General features: G+C 69.8%; 13 protein-coding genes. 10 read left to right on the top strand and 3 right to left on the bottom strand.

Going from position 1 to position 14,731, the window contains the following annotated elements; genetic code table 11:
* Positions 1-28: 28 nt before the first annotated feature.
* Positions 29-1,105, bottom strand: a complete 1,077-nt coding sequence (locus N177_RS07035) for a tartrate dehydrogenase (protein ID WP_023431588.1) — start codon at positions 1,103-1,105, stop codon at positions 29-31.
* Between the two features lie 304 nt (positions 1,106-1,409).
* On the opposite strand from N177_RS07035, the gene N177_RS07040 reads away from it, so the two are divergent.
* The 10 genes from N177_RS07040 (at position 1,410) to N177_RS07085 (ending at position 11,969) form a co-directional block, all read left to right on the top strand.
* Complete coding sequence (locus N177_RS07040; RefSeq protein ID WP_023431589.1) at positions 1,410-2,846, top strand: MmgE/PrpD family protein; 1,437 nt, start codon at positions 1,410-1,412, stop codon at positions 2,844-2,846.
* Positions 2,847-2,911: 65 nt separating this feature from the next.
* Positions 2,912-3,859 carry an alpha/beta fold hydrolase gene (locus tag N177_RS07045; protein ID WP_023431590.1) on the top strand — a complete coding sequence of 316 codons (948 nt, stop codon included), beginning with the start codon at positions 2,912-2,914 and terminating at the stop codon, positions 3,857-3,859.
* Entirely contained in the window at positions 3,856-5,430 is a 1,575-nt protein-coding gene (locus tag N177_RS07050) for a rhodanese-like domain-containing protein (protein WP_023431591.1), read from the top strand. Before N177_RS07045 ends, N177_RS07050 begins: the two co-directional genes overlap by 4 nt.
* 160 nt (positions 5,431-5,590) lie before the next feature.
* Complete coding sequence (locus tag N177_RS07055; RefSeq protein ID WP_023431592.1) at positions 5,591-6,955, top strand: MmgE/PrpD family protein; 1,365 nt, start codon at positions 5,591-5,593, stop codon at positions 6,953-6,955.
* A 10-nt stretch (positions 6,956-6,965) separates the two neighbouring features.
* Entirely contained in the window at positions 6,966-8,057 is a 1,092-nt protein-coding gene (locus N177_RS07060; RefSeq protein ID WP_023431593.1) for an isocitrate/isopropylmalate dehydrogenase family protein, read from the top strand.
* 72 nt (positions 8,058-8,129) lie between these two features.
* A complete protein-coding gene (locus N177_RS07065; RefSeq protein WP_023431594.1) occupies positions 8,130-8,852 on the top strand; it encodes an FCD domain-containing protein in 723 nt (240 codons plus the stop codon).
* A gap of 139 nt (positions 8,853-8,991) precedes the next feature.
* Entirely contained in the window at positions 8,992-9,375 is a 384-nt protein-coding gene (locus tag N177_RS07070) for a YkvA family protein (protein ID WP_023431595.1), read from the top strand.
* A 250-nt stretch (positions 9,376-9,625) separates the two neighbouring features.
* Positions 9,626-10,135 carry an invasion associated locus B family protein gene (locus N177_RS07075; protein ID WP_040485334.1) on the top strand — a complete coding sequence of 170 codons (510 nt, stop codon included), beginning with the start codon at positions 9,626-9,628 and terminating at the stop codon, positions 10,133-10,135.
* A gap of 101 nt (positions 10,136-10,236) precedes the next feature.
* The gene (rlmN, locus tag N177_RS07080) at positions 10,237-11,466 is read left to right on the top strand and encodes a dual-specificity RNA methyltransferase RlmN (protein ID WP_023431597.1); all 1,230 of its coding nucleotides are present in this window, start codon (positions 10,237-10,239) and stop codon (positions 11,464-11,466) included.
* Entirely contained in the window at positions 11,463-11,969 is a 507-nt protein-coding gene (locus tag N177_RS07085) for a hypothetical protein (RefSeq protein WP_023431598.1), read from the top strand. The genes rlmN and N177_RS07085 overlap by 4 nt, the downstream gene beginning before the upstream one ends.
* Here the strand turns inward: N177_RS07085 and N177_RS07090 are convergent.
* A complete protein-coding gene (locus N177_RS07090; protein WP_023431599.1) occupies positions 11,954-12,565 on the bottom strand; it encodes a 2-hydroxychromene-2-carboxylate isomerase in 612 nt (203 codons plus the stop codon). The two genes, N177_RS07085 and N177_RS07090, sit on opposite strands and share 16 nt — an antisense overlap.
* A gap of 121 nt (positions 12,566-12,686) precedes the next feature.
* On the bottom strand, positions 12,687-14,597 hold the full coding sequence (locus N177_RS07095) for a methyl-accepting chemotaxis protein (protein WP_023431600.1): 1,911 nt from the start codon (positions 14,595-14,597) through the stop codon (positions 12,687-12,689).
* Positions 14,598-14,731: the final 134 nt, after the last annotated feature.

Consider the following 14,731-nt stretch of genomic DNA (forward strand, 5'->3'; position numbering starts at 1 on the left):
TTCTCTGATGTGACGGCTGGGGTACGACCTATTCGTTGTCGCCTTCGATAGCGGCGATGACCGCATCCGTCACCTCTCTCGTGGTGGCGCGGCCGCCGAGATCGGGCGTGTGCAGGCCTTCGTCGGCGGTCACCTGCTCGATCGCCCGCATCAGCCGCCGAGCGGCTTCCGGTTCGCCGAGGTGATCGAGCATCAGGGTCGAGGTCCAGAACGTGCCGACCGGGTTCGCGATGCCCTTGCCGGCGATGTCGAAGGCCGAGCCGTGGATCGGCTCGAACATCGAGGGGAAGCTGCGCTCGGGGTTCAGGTTCGCGGTCGGCGCGATTCCGAGCGAGCCGGCGAGCGCAGCGGCGAGGTCGGACAATATGTCGGCGTGGAGGTTCGTCGCGACGATCGTGTCGAGCGTCTCGGGCCTGAGCGTCATGCGCATCGTCATCGCGTCGACGAGCATCTTGTCCCAGCACACGTCGGGGAACTCGGCCGCGACTTCGGCGGCGATGTCGTCCCACATCACCATCGCGTGGCGCTGGGCGTTCGACTTCGTGACGACGGTGAGGTGGCGGCGCGGCCGCGAGCGGGCGAGCGCGAAGGCGAAGCGCATGATGCGGGCGACGCCGGCCCGCGTGAAGACGGAGACGTCGGTCGCGACCTCCTCCGGCAGCCCCTTGTGCGAGCGCCCGCCATGGCCGGCATACTCGCCCTCGGAGTTCTCGCGGACGATGACCCAGTCGAGATCGCCCGGCTTCACCCGCCGGAGCGGGCTCTCGATGCCGGGCAGGACACGGGTCGGCCGCACGTTCGCGTACTGGTCGAAGGGCTGGCAGATTGCGAGCCTGAGGCCCCAGAGCGTGACGTGGTCGGGAACGTCGGGCGCCCCCACCGCACCGAAGAAGATCGCGTCGTGGTGGCGGATGCGGGCGAGGCCGTCGGCGGGCATCATGACGCCGTGGCGCTTGTAGTGGTCCGTGCCCCAGTCGAAATGCTCGAAATCGAACGCGAAACCGCCGTCGCGGGCGGCCAGCCGGTCGAGAACCTCGATGCCGGCCGCGATAACCTCGACGCCGATGCCGTCTCCCGGGATTGCCGCGATCCTGTAGCGATTCATGAATCCTCCGATCCCGCCCGCCTGCCGTCGGATCCCGGAGTACAATAAGAGAGGATTGTCGACAATCCTTCGCTGCCACGGCCGCAGAACTCCGGCCGCGCCTCTAACACGGAGCCGGGTGGGGCGGGCGCGCGATGGATTGTTGATCGTTGACAGTTTGGAGCGGCCGTTGGTAGCTAGGCATGAGGGTTCCGGCCGCCTCCGCCGGCAAGGTCGGCGCGCCGGGATCCCGCGGAGGAAGCGACTTCGGGCACCGGCGCGGCCACAAGCCCGAGCGACGAGAGATCGCCAGCGAGAGCAGGACATGGAACAGCGCACGCCCAAGCACTTCACGCCCCAGAGCGACCCCTCGATCGGCGCGGGGCTGACCGAGGAGGTCGCGGCCTTCGTGCTCGACACCGGCTTCGACGCGATCCCCGGTGAGGTCGTCGAGCTCGCGAAGAAGTCGATCCTCGACGGGTTCGGGCTCGCGCTGTCGGGATCGGTCGCGGCGTCGGGCCGAATCGTGCAGGCCCACCTGAAGGACGTGGCGGGCGCCGGCGAAGCGGTGGTGATCGGCACTGGCATGAAGGTGCCGTCGCGCTTCGCAGCCTTCGCGAACGGCGTCGGCATCCACGCCGACGACTACGACGACACCCAGCTCGCCGTCGCGGAGGACAGGGTCTACGGCTTGCTCACCCACCCGACGGCGCCGTGCCTGCCGGCCGCCTTCGCCGAGGCGCAGACGCGGTCTTTAAGCGGTCGCGACATGCTGGCGGCCTATCTCGTCGGCGTCGATGTCGAGTGCAAGATCGCCGAGGCGATCTCGCCGCGCCACTACCAGCACGGCTTCCACGCGACAGCGACCTGCGGCACCTTCGCGGCGGCGTCCGCGGCGGGGAGGCTTCGCGGCTTCGACCGCGAGACCCTGCAGCGCGCGCTGTCGATCGCCGGCAGCCAGAGCGCGGGCCTGCGCGAGAATTTCGGCACGATGACGAAGCCGTTCCACGCCGGCCGCTCCTCGGAGGCCGGCGTCGTCGCCTGCGACTTCGCCGAGCTCGGCTGGAGCGCGACCGACAAGATCCTCGAGGCGCCGCGCGGCTTCTTCCAGGCGCATGGCGGCGGCTACGACCTCGACGCCATCCGCGGCAAGCTCGGCGCGCCGTGGACGTTCGCCGACCCCGGCATCTCGATCAAGCCGCACCCGTCGGGCTCGCTCACCCATCCCGGCATGACCGAGATGCTGTCGCTCATCAAGGAGCACGGGATCCGGGCCGAGGATGTCGAGAAGGTCGACGTCGGCACGAACCACAACATGCTGAACGCGCTGATCCATCACCGGCCGAGAAACGAGCTCCAGGCGAAGTTCTCGATGGAGTTCTGCATGGCGATCCTGCTTCTCGACGGGCGCGCGAACCTGCCGGAGTTCACCGACGAGACGGTGCTGCGCGACGATGTGCAGGCGATGATCGAGCGCGTCGACTTCCACATGCATCCCGACGCCGAGGCCGCGGGCTACGCGAAGATGACGACGATCATCGACATCCGCATGAAGGACGGCCGCACGATCTCGGGCCGCGCCGATTTCGGCAAGGGCTCGCCCGCGAACCCGATGACCTACGAGGAGGCCGCCGACAAGTTCCGAGGCTGCGCGGAGTTCGCGGGCTGGCCGAAGGACAAGGGCGAACGGATCATCGACCTCGTCGCCGACCTCGACGGCGCCCGCGACCTCGAAGCCCTTGCCGCGGCGCTTTCGGCCTGAGACTGAAGGGGCGCGCCCGACGCCGAGGCGTCGGATGCGCTTCCCCTGAAGTCGAAGATGGAGACATGGCGGTGGACACTCCCGCGACGCACGAGACCACGGGCTCCCGGACGGGACCGCTCGAGGGCTTCACCTACCGGCGCGTCAGGACGCGCGGCGCCGAGATCAACGTCGCGACGGCCGGCGACGGGCCACCGCTCGTCCTCCTCCACGGGAACCCGCTGACCCACTACAGCTGGCACCGGATCGCGGGCCCGCTCGCGCGCGACTTCACGATCGTCGCGACCGACCTCCGGGGCTACGGCGACAGCTCGAAGCCCGAGGGCGGCGAGAACCACGAGAACTACAGCTTCCGCGCGATGGGCGAGGACGTATTCGACGTGATGGACGCGCTCGGCCACGAGCGCTTCCAGGTGGCGGGCCACGACCGCGGCGCCCGCGTCGCATTCCGCATGGCGCTCGACCGGTCCGAACGCATCGAGCGCGTGGCGCTGCTCGACATCGTGCCGACCTACAACATCCTGACGAACGTCACGAAAGGCTGGGCCAAGGAGAGCTATCACTGGTTCTTCATGGCGCAGAACGCGCCGTTCCCGGAGAAGCTGCTGACAGCCGACCTCGACTATTACATCGACTACAAGCTGAACAAGAAGGGCGTGGGCCTGTCGATCTTCAGCCCCGAGGCGATGGCGGAATACAAGCGCTGCACGACGCCGGAGCAGATCCACGCGGTGTGCGAGGACTACCGTGCGACGCTCGGCATCGACTTCGAGACGGACGCGGCGGACCATGGAAAGCGGCGGATCGCCTGCCCGACCCTCGCGATCTGGGGCTCGAACAGCCACTGCGACCGCCATTTCAGGCCGGCGGAAGCCTGGGGCGAGTGGTGCGACGACCTGATCGCCTACAGCGTGCCGACCGGCCATTACCCGGCGGAGCACCGGCCGGACCTGATCGAGCCGGCCTTCCGGACGTTCTTCCAGGGCGGCAGGCCCGAGGCGCCCGCGACATGACGCGCCAGGTCCCGCCCGCCGAGGCGAAGGCCCGGGTCCATGGCGGCGGCGAGATCGCCTTCCTCGACGTGCGGGAAGCGGGGCAGTTCGGCGAGGGGCATCCGCTCTTCGCCGTGCCCTGCCCCTACAGCCGGCTCGAAAGCCTCTCCGCCCGGCTCGTGCCGAACCCGGCGGTGCCGGTCGTGCTGATCGACGCCGGCGACGGGTTGGCGGAGAAGGCGGGAGAGAGGCTGCGAGCGCTCGGCTATGCCGACGTCTCCCGCGTCGAGGGCGGCGCGCCCGGCTGGCAGCGGGCGGGATTCACGCTCTTCAAGGGCGTCAACGTGCCTTCGAAGACACTCGGAGAGCTGGCCGAGCACGAATGGCATCCCCGGACGGTCGACGCGGAACGGTTGCGCGAGTGGCAGGCCGAGGGAAGGGTTCGCCTCTTCGACGGGCGCCCGCCTTCGGAATACGCGAAGATGCACGTGCCGGGCGCCGTCTGCATGCCGAACGGCGAGCTCGCCCACCGGATCGACCTCGTGGCCGACGGCGAGGTGCCGGTGGTCGTGGGGTGCGCGGGCCGGACGCGCGGGCTCGTCGGCGCGATCGGGCTCGGTCTCATGGGCTATTCGGGCGAGGTCTACGCGCTGGAGAACGGAACGCAGGGCTGGGCGCTCGCGGGGCAGACGCTCGAGCGCGGCGTCGCGGCGGCGCCGCTGCCGGAGCTCGACGTGCCGGCCCGTGCGCGGGCCCGCGAGCGGGCCACCGCCTTCATGGCGCGGTGGGGCATCCCCTCGGCCTCGGCGGCGGATCTGTCCGACATGGTGGCGGAGACCGGCCGGACGACCTTCGTCTTCGACGTGAGGTCGGCGGAGGAGGCCGCGCAGGACCCGATCGAGGCGGCGCGCCACGCCCTGAGCGGGCAGCTCGTCCAGTCCACGGACCAGTTCGTCGGCGTCCGCCATGCACGCATCGTCCTCTGCGACGACGAGGGCGTGCGGGCCGCGCTCGCGGCTTTCTGGCTGCGCCAGCTCGGCTTCGACCCCGTCGTCGTGCTCATCGACGACGCGGTCCGGGCGCTGCCGGCGACGCGGCGGGTCGAGGTGCGGCCGGCACGGGCGCACGAGATCTCTCCGGCCGACGCGCTGCGCCTTCTCGGCGACGGGCGCGCACAGCTCGTGGACCTCAGGGCCTCGAACGTCTTTCGTGAGGGCCATGTCGAAGGCGCGACCTGGGCGATGCGTTGCCGGCTCGCTTCGCTGACCGGAAAGCGCCGGCCGGTCCTGATCGCCGACGACGAGGAAGTCCTGGCGGGGGCGCTACGCGAGCTCGAAGCCTGCGGCCTCGCCGCCGTCTCCGTCGTCCGGGGCGGCCACGCCGCCCTCGTCGCGGCGGGCGCGACGGAGGTGAGGGGGGCGGGATACCCCTCCGACGAGGAGGCGATCGACTTCCTCCGCTTCGTTCACGACAGGCACGACGGCAATCTCGAGGCATCGCGCCGCTACCTCGCATGGGAGCAGGGCCTGATCGCGCAGCTCGACCCGGAGGAGCGCCGGGAGTTCCGGCCGGCGGCTGACGCCGGCTCGTGAGCACGCGTGCCGGACGAGCAGGCGGAAACTGTCTTCTGTTGACAATTTCGGATGCCGCCGATCTAGTTGACGTGGCAGCCCTGGCGGGCCTCTGCGGCCTGCAGGTTGCGTGGCGGGTGGCGCGACGGTGGAAACGACCACGATCCCGGAGAAAACGCCGATGACCTCCCCAGCCGTGACCCGAAACCTCGCCGATTGGATCGTGGGAGTGCGGGACGACGACGTCCCGGCGGAGGTGCGCCGCGAGGGTGTCCGCACCTTCGTCAACTGGGCAGGCTGCGCGGTGGGTGGCGCCTCGCACGAAACGGTCGACGCGGCGCTGAGGGCCGTCGACCCGTTCTCGGGGCCGCGGAAGGCGAGCGTGCTCGGGCGATCCGAGCGGCTCGACGTCCTCCATGCGGCGCTCCTCAACGGCATCTCCTCGCATGTGCTCGACTATGACGACACGCACCTGAAGACGATCATCCACCCCGCGGGCCCGGTCGCCTCCGCGCTTCTCGCGGTGGCCGAGGCGCGCCCGATGAGCGGCCGGGCGTTCCTCACCTCGCTCGTCGTCGGCGTCGAGGTCGAGTGCCGCATCGGCAACGCCGTCTATCCCGACCACTACGACCGGGGCTGGCACATCACCGGCACGGCGGGCGTGTTCGGCGCGGCCGCCGCGGTCGGCCGGGCGATCGGCCTCGACACGACGCGGATGCAGTGGGCGCTCGGGCTCGCGGCGACCCAGGCCTCCGGCCTGCGCGAGATGTTCGGCACGATGACGAAGAGCTTCCACCCGGGCCGGGCCGCGCAGAACGGCGCGATGTCGGCCTTCCTGGCGGAGGCCGGCTACGACAGCTCGCTCCAGGGCATCGAGGCGCCGCGCGGCTTCGCGAACGTCCTCTCCGACAAGCAGGATTACGGCGAGATCCTCGACGGGCTCGGCAGAAGCTGGGAAGCGGCGCTGAACAGCTACAAGCCCTTCGCCTGCGGCATCGTCATCCATCCCACGATCGACGGCTGCCAGCAGCTGCGCGAGGAGCTGGGCGAAAGGGTTTCGGAGATCGCGGAGGTGCGGCTGACGACGCACCCGCTCGTGCTGGAACTGACAGGCAAGCGCACGCCGAAGACGGGCCTCGAGGGCAAGTTCAGCGTCTACCATTCCGCGTCCTGCGCCCTTCTCACCGGCGACGGCTCGCCGACCGCCTTCACCGACGAGATGGTGAACCGGCCCGACATCATGGACCTTCGAGACAGGGTGCAGGCGACGGCCGACCCCGCCTGCCACGAGGCCTCCGTCGACATCGAGCTCGTCTTCAGGGACGGCTCGACGGTGGCCAAGCACATCGAGCGGGCGATCGGCAGCCGGGAGAAGCCGCTGAGCGACGAGCAGGTGAGCGCGAAGTTCACCCACCAGGCGGAGCTCGTCGTCGGCGCCGACCAGACGCGCCGGATCCTCGACGCGGCCTGGGGGGTGGAGGATCTCGCCGACGCCGGCGAGGTGGCACGGACGGCGGCGACCGGCGCGCGCGCCGCGGCCGAATGAGGCGGCTTCCATGGGCGCGCTGAAGCTCGGCATCCTCGAGGGCGACGACATCGGCCACGAGATCGTGCCGGCCGCCGTCGAGATCGCGCGCGCGGCCGCCGAGGCGACCGGGCTTCGCATCGACTGGCACGAGATCCCGATCGGGCGGCGGGCGCTCCACACGCACGGCCACACGATGCCCGAGGGAACGCTTCAGAGGCTCGGCGCGCTCGACGGCTGGATCCTGGGGCCCATCGGCCACCGCGACTATCCGAAGGTGCCGGAGGCGGTGAACCCGCACCCGATCCTCAGGAAGCAGTTCGACCTCTTCGCCAACGTGCGCCCGACGCGCTCCTATCCCGACATAGGCTGCCTCTACGACGATATCGATCTCGTGATCGTGCGGGAGAACAACGAGGGCTTCCAGCCCGACCGGAACGTCGTCATGGGATCGGGCGAGTTCCGGCCGACGCACGACGTCACGATCTCCGTCCGCGTCATCACGAGCGAGGGCAGCCGAAAGGTCGCCCGGGCCGCCTTCGAGCTGGCGCGCGCGCGGCGGAAGCACCTGACCCTCGTCCACAAGAACACCGTGTTCAAGCTCGGCTGCGGCATGTTCGTCGACAGCTGCCACGAGGTGGCGCGGGAATTCCCGGACGTGACGGTCGACGAGGTGATCGTCGACACGATGGCGATGCGCCTCGTCCGCGACCCCCAGAGCTTCGACGTCGTGGTCACCACGAACATGTTCGGCGACATCCTGACGGACGAGGCGGCGGGGCTCGTGGGCGGCCTCGGCATGGCGCCCGGCCTGTGCATCGGGCGCGGCTCGATCGCGATGGCGCAGGCGACACACGGCTCCGCGCCCGACATCGCCGGCAAGGGTATCGCGAACCCCTACGCGATGATCGAGTCGACGCGCATGCTGCTCGACTGGCTCGGCCGCCAGCGCGGCATCGACGAGGCGGTGGAGGCGGCCGGGCTGATGAAACGGGGGATCGACCACGCCCTGTCGCGGCCCGGGACCCGCACGCGCGACATCAACGGCACGGGCGACCAGCGGGCGATGGTGGACGGCATCCTCGCGGGCATGGGCGCGGTGTCGGTGTCGGCGGGGGCGTGAGCGGCACCTGCGGAGAGGCGTTGAGCGAAAGTTGAGTCGCGGTTTCGACTGTCGACGATTATCTAGGGCTCCATGACGAAAGCCGGTTCAGACATTCCCGACATCGCCGACCAGCTCGCCACGCTGCGCAGCTCCTCGCTGACGAGCGTCGTGGAGAAGGAGATCGAGCGCCTGATCCTGAGCGGCGCTCTGCCGCCCGGCGAGCGGCTGAACGAGTTCCAGCTCGCGGCGCGGTTCGGCACGAGCCGCGGCCCCTTGCGCGAGGCCATGCGCAGCCTGCACGCGAAGGGCTACGTGGAGGTGGTGCGCAACAAGGGCGTCTTCGTGCGCAAGATCCCGATCGAGGAGGCGCTCGAGATCTACGACCTGCGCTCGGCGCTGTTCGGGCTCGCGGGGCGCCTGCTGGCCGACCGGCTGACCGACGAGATGCTCATCAGGCTGAAGGAGTATCTCGACCTGATGGACGAGATCGCGGCGGCGGGGGATTTCGAGCGCTACTACCCGACGAATCTCGAGTTCCACGCCTATCTCGTCGAATCCGCCGGCAACCGAACGCTCGTGAAAGAGTATCGCAGCTTCGTGCACCGCCTGCATCTGTGCCGCCAGCGCACGCTCGTGCAGGCGAAGGGGCTCTACGTCTCGAACCACGAGCATCGCGAGATGATCGACGCGCTCGCCTCGGGCAACGAGAACCGCGCGCACGAGGCGTTCTTCCGGCACGTCCAGCGCGCCAAGCAGCGCTTCCTGTCGACCTTCGACGAGACGGCGAAGGCGCAGGCCACGAAGGCCGACTAGGCCGCGCCGCCCCGCGAGGGGGTTTGCCGCGGCGGGCGGCACGCACCATGTCTCTCCCGACGGATCCGGCGCGATAGCCGGCACAGGTTCGGCGCGGCGGACGGGCCCCGCCGCCGGAAGGAGAAACGGGACGATCGACATGCAGAAGGACAGCTTCACGGGAGAGGCCGCGCAGGACCCGCGCCTCGTCGGCGAGCGGATGCGGCTGGTGGCGGAGGAGTTCTGGCCGCGGCTGCGCAAGGTGGCGGCGCGGATCCCGTTCACGCAGGACCTCGTGGCCGCCTATTACTGCGTGATGGATCCGGAGACGCCGATGCGCGTGCGGGCGATCCTGCTCGGCGCGCTGGCCTATTTCATCATGCCGTTCGACGCCGTGCCGGACTTCCTGGCGGTGGTCGGCTTCGCCGACGACGGCGCCGTGCTGATGGCCGCGCTCTCGGCGGTCGCCGCCCACATCAAGCCGGTGCACCGCCGCGCCGCAGCCGAGGCGCTGTCGGACCCGGACATGCCGGTCGCCGGCTGACGCGCCGCCCCCTGTTGCGGGCCTGCCGCATGGGGTGCGATAAGGGCGCGGGGGCTGGGCGAAGAGCGTAAACGAAGTGTTCATCCGCACGGGTGAATCCTCCGATACGTCAAATTGCTGCCGCCATTTCTCGGCAACCGGTCGGCCGCCCGACGCCCGTCGGCGCGACATCCTCCGGAACTGGCGGTCAGTCGAGGCGCTGGCCCTGACGCCGGCGCATCCGGGAACGATGCGACCATTGGTGGTGAACATGACGCTTGCACGACTGGCCCTCGCGGCCATGGCCCTCGCGATCGGCGCGGGAGGGGCCCTGGCGCAGAGCGCCCCGACGCCGCTGGGGCAGTTCAACGACTGGGCCGCCTATTCCGGCCAGAACAGCGGCAACAAGGTCTGCTACATCCTCTCGCAGCCGAAGAGCAGCGAGCCGCAGGGTGTGAACCGCGATCCGATCTACTTCTTCGTCACGGCCAGGCCCGGGCAGGACGTCGACAGCGAAGTGTCGATCATCATGGGATATCCGCTGCAGCCGAACTCCACCCCCACCGTGACGGTCGACGGGACGAGCTTCGATCTCTTCGCCAAGAACGACAGCGCGTGGGTCGCCAATGCCGCGGAAGAGCGGCGGCTCGTCGCGGCGATGCGCGCGGGGCGCGACATGAGCGTGCGCGGCACGTCCACCCGCGGCACGAACACGACCGACACCTACTCCCTCTCCGGCGTCACCGCGGCGCATAACCGCATCCAGCAGGAGTGCCGGTAAGGTTTTGCGGCGTCGAGGGTTCAAGTGCACGGGCGCGCGCCTTATGTTTTGCGGCATGCGCGCGCCCGTGCTAAGCACGCGCCCTGTTTCCCGGTGACGCCATGACCCTGACCCTCGACCTCGCGCGGCGCAACCCGAACGCGCCGACCGTAAACGCCGCGTCCGACGCGCCGGCGGATCTCCTGCCGTCGCTCGTCGGCCTGTCGCGCCCCGATCTCGCGGTGCGGCTCGTCGAGGCGGGCGTGCCGGAGCGGCAGGCGCGCATGCGCTCGAACCAGCTCTGGAAGTGGATCTACGCCCACGGCGTGACCGACTTCAACGACATGACCGACGTGTCGAAGGCCCTGCGGACGGAGCTCGCCCGGCGCTTCACGCTCGCGCGGCCCGAAATCGTGACCGAACAGGTCTCGAGCGACGGCACCCGCAAGTGGCTCCTGCGCTTCCCCGGCCGCAACCCGGGCGAGGGACCAGCCGACGTCGAGGCCGTCTACATCCCCGAGCACGACCGGGGGACGCTCTGCGTCTCGAGCCAGGTCGGCTGCACGCTGACCTGCCGCTTCTGCCACACCGGCACCCAGCGCCTCGTGCGGAACCTGACGGCGGAGGAGATCGTCTCGCAGATCCTGATCGCGCGCGACCGGCTCGGCGAGTGGCCGGGGCAGACGCGGCCGACGGACGGCTTCGTGCCGGATGTCGAGCGGGCGATCTCGAACGTCGTGCTGATGGGCATGGGCGAGCCGCTCTACAATTTCGAGAACGTGAAGGAGGCGATGCTCATCGCAGCCGACGGCGAGGGCCTGAGCTTCTCCAAGCGCCGGATCACGCTGTCGACGTCGGGCGTCGTGCCGATGATCGAGCGGGCGGGCGCCGAGATCGGCGTCATGCTCGCGATCTCGCTCCACGCGGTGCGCGACGAGCTGCGGGACGAGCTCGTGCCGCTCAACAAGAAATACCCGATCGCCGAGCTGCTCGAGGCCTGCCGGAACTATCCGGCCCTGTCGAACGCCAAGCGCATCACTTTCGAATACGTGATGCTCAAGGACAAGAACGACTCCATCGAGGACGCCAAGGAGCTCGTGCGGCTCCTCAAGGGTATCCCGGCGAAGATCAACCTCATTCCGTTCAACCCGTGGCCCGGCAGCCCGTACGAGTGCTCCGACTGGGAGCGCATCGAGGCCTTCGCCGAGGTCGTGAACCGGGCAGGCTATGCGAGCCCCGTGCGGACGCCTCGCGGCCGCGACATCATGGCGGCGTGCGGCCAGCTCAAATCCGAGTCCGAACGGGTCCCCGCCTGGAAGCGCCGCGCGGAGGAAGAGGCGCGACCGCATTGACGGACGGCGCCCGGGATCGTCGCAGCGACGCCTCCGGGACGCCCCGGCGCGCGCCGATCCTGCCGCGGCTCGTCGCTGTTCTCGTGGGCTACGGCGCAGCGTGCCTGATGGCGGCCTTCGTGCTCCTGATCGGTGCCTCGGCGCCGGACAGGCTCTGGGCGCCCGGCATCCACATCTCCGGCAACCTCGTCTCCTCCGGCCTGTTCGTCGTCGGCATTCTCAGTGTCTTCGTCGCGGCGCTCGCCGCGGCGCCGGCCGCCGTCGGCATCATCCTGGGCGAGCTCCTCGTCGTGCGGAATTTCTTCTACTACACGATCGGCGGCGGCCTGCTCGCCGGGCTCGGCTACTACGCCGCGGCGGCTCGCGGCATGATGCCCCTGACCGGCATCGAGCAGCGCACCTCCGAGACGATCCTGATGACGGCCGCCGGCCTCGTGGCCGGCTTCTCCTACTGGGCGGTGGCCGGCCGCCGCGCCGGCGTCGATCGCTACCTGCGGGACTGAAGCTCCGCGACCGCCCATTCGAGCGCCTGGTCGAGACGGTCGTCGCCCCAGAAGAGCTCTCCCCCCTCCGTCACGAAGCTCGGCGCGCCGAAGATACCCGTCTCCTGGGCCCTCGCGGTCTGGATGCGCAGGCGCTCCTTGTTCGACCGCGCGAGCGCCCGCTCGATTGTGTCCTCCGGATCGAGGCCGAGCGGGCGAAGCAACCCTCCCAGCGTCTCGCGGCTCGAAATGTCGAGGCCGCGTCCGAACTCGGCCGCGAAGACCGTTTCCGTGAAGCGCTCGCCCCAGCCCTCGTCGAGCCCCACGAGCGCGAGACGCGCGGCGAGCACGCTGTTCTGGGGAAACGGGTCCGGACGCCGGAACGGCAGCCGGGCGCGCGCGCAGAGACGCTCCATGTCGCGCCACATATGGGCGCCTTTCGCGGGCAGGAGGTTGAAGGGCGAGGTCGTCCACCCCTGGGCCGCGAAGATCGGGCCGAGCAGGAACGGCCGATACCGGACCGTCACGCCGCAGGCCGCCGCGGCCCGCCCGATCCGCATGGCCGAGAGATAGGAATAGGTGGAGGCGAAGTCGTACCAGAAGTCGAGCGTCGGCAAGGATCGTCTCTCCCTGGATCCCGTCGACACTATCGGGCCGCCGGCTGCTCATGCGCAACGGCCGGCGCGGGTTTCCGCGCCGGCCGTTGTGCGTTCGATCGTCCGTGAGAGGAGAGGAGGGTCAGAACTCCTCCCAGCCCTCCTCCTCGACGGCCGGGGCGGTCTGGGCGACGGGCCTGAGCTGCGGCACAGGCCGCTTCGAGGCTTGGCCGCGCGACGGTGCCGCGGCGGGAGCCGGCTTGCCGGCCCTCGCGCGGGCGGCCGAGGTGCGGAAGCGCGCCACACTGGCCGCAAGGTCATCCGTCTCACGGGCCAGCGTGGCTGCCGCGGCGGTGGCTTCCTCGACCATCGCGGCGTTCTGCTGCGTCACCTTGTCCATCTGGTCGGCGGCCGTCGCGACCTCGCGGAGGCTGACCGCCTGGTCCTTCGCCTTTCCGGCGATGTCCGTCACGAGGTCGCTCATGCGGGCGACCTGCGCGACGATCTCCGACAGTGACTTGCCCGTCGCGCTGACGAGCTCGACGCCCGTCCTGACCTGGCCGTTCGAGGTCTGGATCAGGTCCTTGATCTCCTTCGCCGCCTCCGCGGAGCGCTGGGCGAGCGCCCGGACCTCCTGCGCGACGACCGCGAAGCCCTTGCCGGCCTCGCCGGCGCGGGCCGCCTCGACGCCTGCGTTGAGCGCCAGGAGGTTCGTCTGGAAGGCGATCTCGTCGATGACGCCGATGATCTTCGCGATCTCGTCGGAGGAGCGCTCGATCTCGCTCATCGCCGACACGGCCCGGCCGACGATGTCGCCACCCTTCTCGGCGTTGCCGAGCGCGGTGTGCGCCGCCGTCTGCGCCTCGTCGGCCCCGGCCGCCGTCTCGTTGACGGCACCGGTCACCTGCCCCAGGGCCGCGACCGTCTCCTCGAGGTTGGCCGCCTGCTGCTCGGTGCGCTGCGACAGGTCGTTCGAGGCCGACGTGATTTCCGACAGGCCGGAGCGGATCGAGCCGACGGCGTTCACCACCGAGCCGATCGTCTCTTCCAGGGCCGAGACGGACGAGTTGAACTGGCCGCGGATCGCCTCGTATTCCGGCGCCACCGGCCGATCGAGCCGGACGGTGAGGTCGCCCTGCGAGAGCCGGCCGAAGCCCTTCTCGATCTCGGCGACGAAGGAGCGGAGATCGCCGGCCTTGGCCTGTGCTTCCGCCGCCCGGTGGTTGCGCTCGCTCTCCTCGCGCTCGCGCATCGTCCCGGCCTCCCCCTCGAGCCGCTCCTTCTCGAGGGCGGCCAGCTTGAAGGACTGGACGGTGTCGGCCATCTCGCCGATCTCGTCGCGACGCCCGACGAAGGGCACCTCGACCTCGTTGTGCCCGCCCGCGAGCTCGCGCATGACGCCGCTCATCTGCGACAGCGGCCGTGTGATCGAGCGGGCGATGGGCCATGCGCAGGCCCCGAGCGCGACGAGGATGGCCACGAGCCAGCCGAGAGAGACATAAAGTTCGCGCCAGAAGATCGCCTCGAGGTCGTCGACGTATACACCCGTCGCCACGACCCATTGCCAGGGCTCGTAAGCCTCGGAATAAGCAAGCTTCGGCGAGGTCTCGCTGCCCTTGAGGCGCGTCCAGACATATGGTGTGAACCCGCCCCCTGCCCGCGCCTCGGCGACGATCGAGCGCGTGTGGTGGAAGCCGTTCGGATCCTGGTCGTCCCACGTCTGGTTCCCCTCGCGCCCCTCGCGCGGGTGGACCAGCATCAGTCCCTGGTAGTCGAGGATCCAGGAATAGTCGCTGCCGTTGTAACGGATCGCGCGAATCGCGTCGCTCGCGCGCTTCTGCGCTTCCGGAAGGCTGACCGAGCCCGCCTCCGCCTGAGCCGCGAAGCCCTCCATGATGGCGATCGCGGAATCGACCTGCGCGACGAGCATCTCCTCGCGATCCGCCCAGATGCGGTTCTTCAGGCCGTAGAGCTGAACCGCCATGGCGGCGGTGGTGAGAACGGCAGAGGTCGCGATCAGGATCGCGAGCTTCCGCGGGATGGTCAGTCGCACGTCTAGTCCCCCTCAAAACGCAATACAGGGGGAGAGATCTACGGCGATCCACCTTAAAATCTGCTGCTACTGCAGCAGCAAATGCGCACGGTCATTCGAGCATGCGAAAACGGCCGGCGGAAACCGCCGGCCGT

This window comes from Lutibaculum baratangense AMV1 (genome assembly GCF_000496075.1).
GTDB lineage: Bacteria > Pseudomonadota > Alphaproteobacteria > Rhizobiales > Tepidamorphaceae > Lutibaculum > Lutibaculum baratangense.

Excerpts from the sequence above, each read along its gene's own strand:
- N177_RS07035 (WP_023431588.1), bottom strand. The coding sequence starts at position 1,105 with ATGAATCGCTACAGGATCGCGGCAATCCCGGGAGACGGCATCGGCGTC.
- N177_RS07040 (WP_023431589.1), top strand. The coding sequence starts at position 1,410 with ATGGAACAGCGCACGCCCAAGCACTTCACGCCCCAGAGCGACCCCTCG.
- N177_RS07045 (WP_023431590.1), top strand. The coding sequence starts at position 2,912 with ATGGCGGTGGACACTCCCGCGACGCACGAGACCACGGGCTCCCGGACG.
- N177_RS07050 (WP_023431591.1), top strand. The coding sequence starts at position 3,856 with ATGACGCGCCAGGTCCCGCCCGCCGAGGCGAAGGCCCGGGTCCATGGC.
- N177_RS07055 (WP_023431592.1), top strand. The coding sequence starts at position 5,591 with ATGACCTCCCCAGCCGTGACCCGAAACCTCGCCGATTGGATCGTGGGA.
- N177_RS07060 (WP_023431593.1), top strand. The coding sequence starts at position 6,966 with ATGGGCGCGCTGAAGCTCGGCATCCTCGAGGGCGACGACATCGGCCAC.
- N177_RS07065 (WP_023431594.1), top strand. The coding sequence starts at position 8,130 with ATGACGAAAGCCGGTTCAGACATTCCCGACATCGCCGACCAGCTCGCC.
- N177_RS07070 (WP_023431595.1), top strand. The coding sequence starts at position 8,992 with ATGCAGAAGGACAGCTTCACGGGAGAGGCCGCGCAGGACCCGCGCCTC.
- N177_RS07075 (WP_040485334.1), top strand. The coding sequence starts at position 9,626 with ATGACGCTTGCACGACTGGCCCTCGCGGCCATGGCCCTCGCGATCGGC.
- rlmN (WP_023431597.1), top strand. The coding sequence starts at position 10,237 with ATGACCCTGACCCTCGACCTCGCGCGGCGCAACCCGAACGCGCCGACC.